Annotated in this window: 1 protein-coding gene and 2 pseudogenes; all 3 read right to left on the minus strand. The window is 67.4% G+C overall.

Going from position 1 to position 4,291, the window contains the following annotated elements:
* Positions 1-117 precede the first annotated feature (117 nt).
* Positions 118-1,152: pseudogene (locus tag ACNFOC_RS51410) on the minus strand (maltokinase N-terminal cap-like domain-containing protein); the annotation flags it as partial.
* 105 nt (positions 1,153-1,257) lie between these two features.
* The gene (gene treS, locus ACNFOC_RS51415) at positions 1,258-2,958 is read right to left on the minus strand and encodes a maltose alpha-D-glucosyltransferase (protein ID WP_416965870.1); all 1,701 of its coding nucleotides are present in this window, start codon (positions 2,956-2,958) and stop codon (positions 1,258-1,260) included.
* Positions 2,955-4,291, minus strand: a pseudogene (locus ACNFOC_RS51420) (alpha-1,4-glucan--maltose-1-phosphate maltosyltransferase); the annotation flags it as partial. The pseudogene ACNFOC_RS51420 and the gene treS, both read right to left, overlap by 4 nt.

The raw sequence follows: 4,291 nt of genomic DNA on the forward strand, positions 1-4,291 counted from the left end.
CGGCACCCCGGGCACCGGCGCGCAGACCAACTCGATGGTGGCCGGCATCAACCTCGCCGTCTTCAAGAACACGAACAACTTGGACGGTTCCACCAAGTTCGTGAAGTTCATGACGAGCGACGCCGAGTGCAGGCACTGGCCCAGGTGCAGGTCGCCGTGGATGCGCTGGGCGGTCCAGGTGTGGCCTTCCGCCGCCAGGTCTGCCAAGGCCGAGAACGCCGAGTGCAGGCCGGGGGCGTACGGGCGCAGGGCCGGTACCGCTTGTGCCGCCGCGTCCAGGCGCTCGGTCATGCCGGTGACCAGGAGTTCCAACTGCGCGTGGCCCAGCGTCATCGTCGGCAGCGCTCGCGCCAGCGCCACGTGGACCTCCGCCGTCGCCCTGCCCAGCGACCTCGCCTCCGCGCCGAAGTCCTCGCCCTTGGACAGTTCGCTCAGCGCCAGTTCCCAGCCGTCCGCCGCGCCCTGCACGAAGGGTTGGAGGACTCCCAGGACGTACGGCTCGTCGGCGAACTCCGCCCGTAGCCACGCCGTCGGGGCCGGCACCCTGGGGCAGCCCTCCAGGGCCAGCGCCAGCGGGAGTTCCAGGTCGGGGTTGGTGCCGGGCACGATCCTGCGCAGCAGTTTCAGGATGAACGTATCGCCGTAGACCACCGACGAATTGGACTGCTCGGCCGTCATCAGGCGAGGGGGCAGGTTGGGGCCGATGTCCGGGGCGTCCGGAGCCCGTTCGAAGCGCAGCCCGCCGATGCGGGCCTGGGTGCGCAGCGCCTCCAGGAGCACCTCGGCGGGCCGGGGGTCGTACAGGGCCTCGTACACCGTGTGACCGGCGAGCGGGCCCTCCTCCACATGTCCGATCAGCGCGGGCGCGAGCCGGGGTGGCAGCGCCTCGCGCACGCCTATGAGGAGTTGGTAGCAGTCGCCGGGGGCCGGGGACTGGTGGGCGCGGACCAGGAGGTGGTACAGGCCCAGCTTGCCGTCCAGCGGCAGCAGCTCCGTCGCCGCCACCAGCGAGAAACCCGTGACGGGACGCCCTTTGCCCGCGAACCACCGTTGCCTCGGCAGCCACTCCCGCAGGAGCGGGTCGAGGGAGGTGAGGAGGCCGGGACCGGGACCCGGACTGGTCCGGCCGGAGATTGTGACAGTTTCCGCCATGGTGTCACGTTCCTTTCCCCGGGGTGGTCGGGGTGTCACTGTTGCGTGCCCCGGGCGGGGCGGGGGAAACCGAAACCGCCCCGCCCCGCAGGGACCGGCCGGGATCTAGGCGGCTTCCTTGCGGAGCCTGAACCAGTAGAAGCCGTGGCCCGCCAGCGTCAGCAAGTACGGCAGCTGCCCTACGGCCGGAAAGCGCACCCCGCCGAACAGTTCGACCGGATGCCTCCCATTGAACGCCTGTAGGTCCAGTTCCGTCGGCTGCGCGAACCGGGAGAAGTTGTTCACGCACAGGACGAGGTCGTCCTCGTACTCGCGCAGGAACGCGATCACCGCCGGATTCGACGACGGCAGTTCCCGGTACGAGCCGAGGCCGAACGCCAGGTTCTGCTTACGGATCTCGATCATGCGGCGGGTCCAGTGCAGCAGCGACGACGGCGACGACATCGACGCCTCGACGTTGGTGACCTGGTAGCCGTAGACGGGGTCCATGATGGTCGGCAGTGACAGTCGGCCGGGGTCACAGGACGAAAAACCTGCGTTGCGATCCGGTGTCCACTGCATCGGCGTGCGGACGGCGTCGCGGTCGCCGAGCCAGATGTTGTCGCCCATGCCGATCTCGTCGCCGTAGTAGAGGATCGGCGAGCCGGGGAGCGACAGCAGCAGGGCGGTGAACAGCTCGATCTGGTTGCGGTCGTTGTCCAGGAGCGGGGCCAGCCGCCGCCTGATGCCGATGTTGGCGCGCATACGCGGGTCCTTCGCGTACTCCGCCCACATGTAGTCGCGTTCCTCGTCGGTGACCATCTCCAGGGTCAGCTCGTCGTGGTTGCGCAGGAAGATGCCCCACTGGCAACCGGACGGAATCGCCGGGGTCTTGGCCAGGATCTCCGAGACGGGGTAGCGGGACTCCCTGCGGACCGCCATGAAGATCCTCGGCATGACCGGGAAGTGGAACGCCATGTGGCATTCGTCGCCGCCGCTTGGGAAGTCGCCGAAGTAGTCGACGACGTCCTCGGGCCACTGGTTCGCCTCCGCCAGCACCACCGTGTCGGGGTACTGCGCGTCGATCTCCTTGCGCACCCGCCGGAGGAACTCGTGGGTTGCCGGAAGGTTTTCGCAGTTGGTGCCCTCGGCCGCGAACAGGTACGGGACCGCGTCCAGGCGGAAGCCGTCGATGCCCAGGTCCAGCCAGAACTTCAGCGCCGAGATGATCTCTTCCTGGACGGCCGGGTTCTCGTAGTTGAGGTCCGGTTGGTGGGAGAAGAAGCGGTGCCAGAAGTACTGCTTGCGGACGGGGTCGAAGGTCCAGTTGGAGGCTTCGGTGTCGACGAAGATGATGCGGGCGTCGGGGTACTGCTTGTCGTCGTCGGCCCACATGTAGTAGTCGCCGTAGGGCCCGTCGGGGTCTTTCCTCGACTCCTGGAACCACGGGTGCTGGTCGCTGGTGTGGTTCATGACGAAGTCGATGATGACGCGCATGCCGCGTTGGTGGGCGGAGTCGACGAACTCGACGAAGTCCGCCAGATCCCCGAACTCGGGGAGTACGGCGGTGTAGTCCGAGACGTCGTAACCACCGTCCCGCAGCGGGGATTTGAAGAACGGTGGCAGCCAGAGGCAGTCGACGCCGAGCCACTGGAGGTAGTCGAGTTTGGCGGTGATGCCCTTGAGGTCACCGATGCCGTCGCCGTTGCTGTCCTGGAAGGAGCGGACCAGGACCTCGTAGAAGACGGCGCGTTTGAACCACTCGGGGTCCCGGTCCTTGGCGGGAGTGTCCTCGAAGGTGTCCGGGACGGGCTCGTTGACGATCATATGGTGGGTGACCCTCCGATCTGCGGGGACGGTCGCAGGACGGTGAGGATGTGTGCGGGCCGGTTACCCGGTTCCAGGCGCACATAGTTGGCCCTGCCCCAGTGATAGGTCTCGCCGGTGAGCTCGTCGCGCACCGGCACCGACTCGTGCCATTCCAGGCCGAGTTGCGGCATGTCCAACGAGACCGTGGCCTCCTGGGTGTGGTGAGGGTCGAGGTTGACGACCACCAGAACCGTGTTCGAACCGCTCCGCTTCGAGTACGCGATCACCGCCTCCTGATCCGTGTGATGGAAGTGGAGGTCACGCAGCTGCCGCAACGCCGGGCTGCGGCGCCGGATGTCGTTCAACTTGCCCAGCAATGGCGCGATGCTACGTCCTTCCCGCTCGGCCGACACCCAGTCGCGGGGACGGAGTTGGTACTTCTCGGAATCCAGATACTCCTCGCTGCCGGGCCGCAACGGTGTGTTCTCGCACAACTCATACCCGCTGTACACCCCCCAGGTGGGAGAGAGGGTGGCGGCCAGTACCGCGCGCAGTTCGAAGGCCGGGCGGCCGCCCTCCTGGAGGAACTCGTGCAGGATGTCCGGGGTGTTCACGAAGAAGTTCGGCCGCATGTAGGCAGCCGCCTCGCCCGACAACTCGCTGAGGTACTCGGTGAGTTCCTCCTTCGTGTTGCGCCAGGTGAAGTAGGTGTACGACTGCTGGAAGCCGATCTGCGCGAGGGTGGCCATCATCGCGGGACGGGTGAACGCCTCCGCCAGGAAGATCACGTCCGGGTCGGTGCCGTTGATCTCCGCGATCACCCGGTCCCAGAAGACGACCGGCTTGGTGTGCGGGTTGTCGACGCGGAAGATCCGCACCCCGTGGTCCATCCAGTGCCGCAGCACGCGGACGGTCTCGGCGATCAGGCCGTCCATGTCCCGGTCGAAGGCGATCGGGTAGATGTCCTGGTACTTCTTCGGCGGGTTCTCCGCGTAGGCGATCGTGCCGTCGGGGCGGTGGTGGAACCACTCCGGGTGCTTGTCCACCCAGGGGTGGTCGGGGGAGCACTGGAGCGCGAAGTCCAGCGCGATCTCCATGCCCAGCTCGGCGGCCCGCGCGACGAACGCGTCGAAGTCCTCCAGCGTGCCGAGCTGGGGGTGGATCGCGTCGTGGCCGCCCTCGGGTGAGCCGATCGCCCAGGGGACGCCGACATCCTCGCGACCTGCGGAGAGGGTGTTGTTCGGGCCCTTGCGGAAGGTGCTCCCGATGGGATGGATCGGCGGCAGATACACCACGTCGAAGCCCATCGCCGCGATCCCGTCCAGCCGTTTCGCGGCTGTACGGAACGTGC

It is taken from the genome of Streptomyces colwelliae (assembly GCF_048158785.1).
Taxonomy (GTDB): Bacteria; Actinomycetota; Actinomycetes; order Streptomycetales; family Streptomycetaceae; genus Streptomyces.

Coding starts and splice junctions, on each gene's coding strand:
- treS (WP_416965870.1), bottom strand. CDS start 2,958: ATGATCGTCAACGAGCCCGTCCCGGACACCTTCGAGGACACTCCCGCC.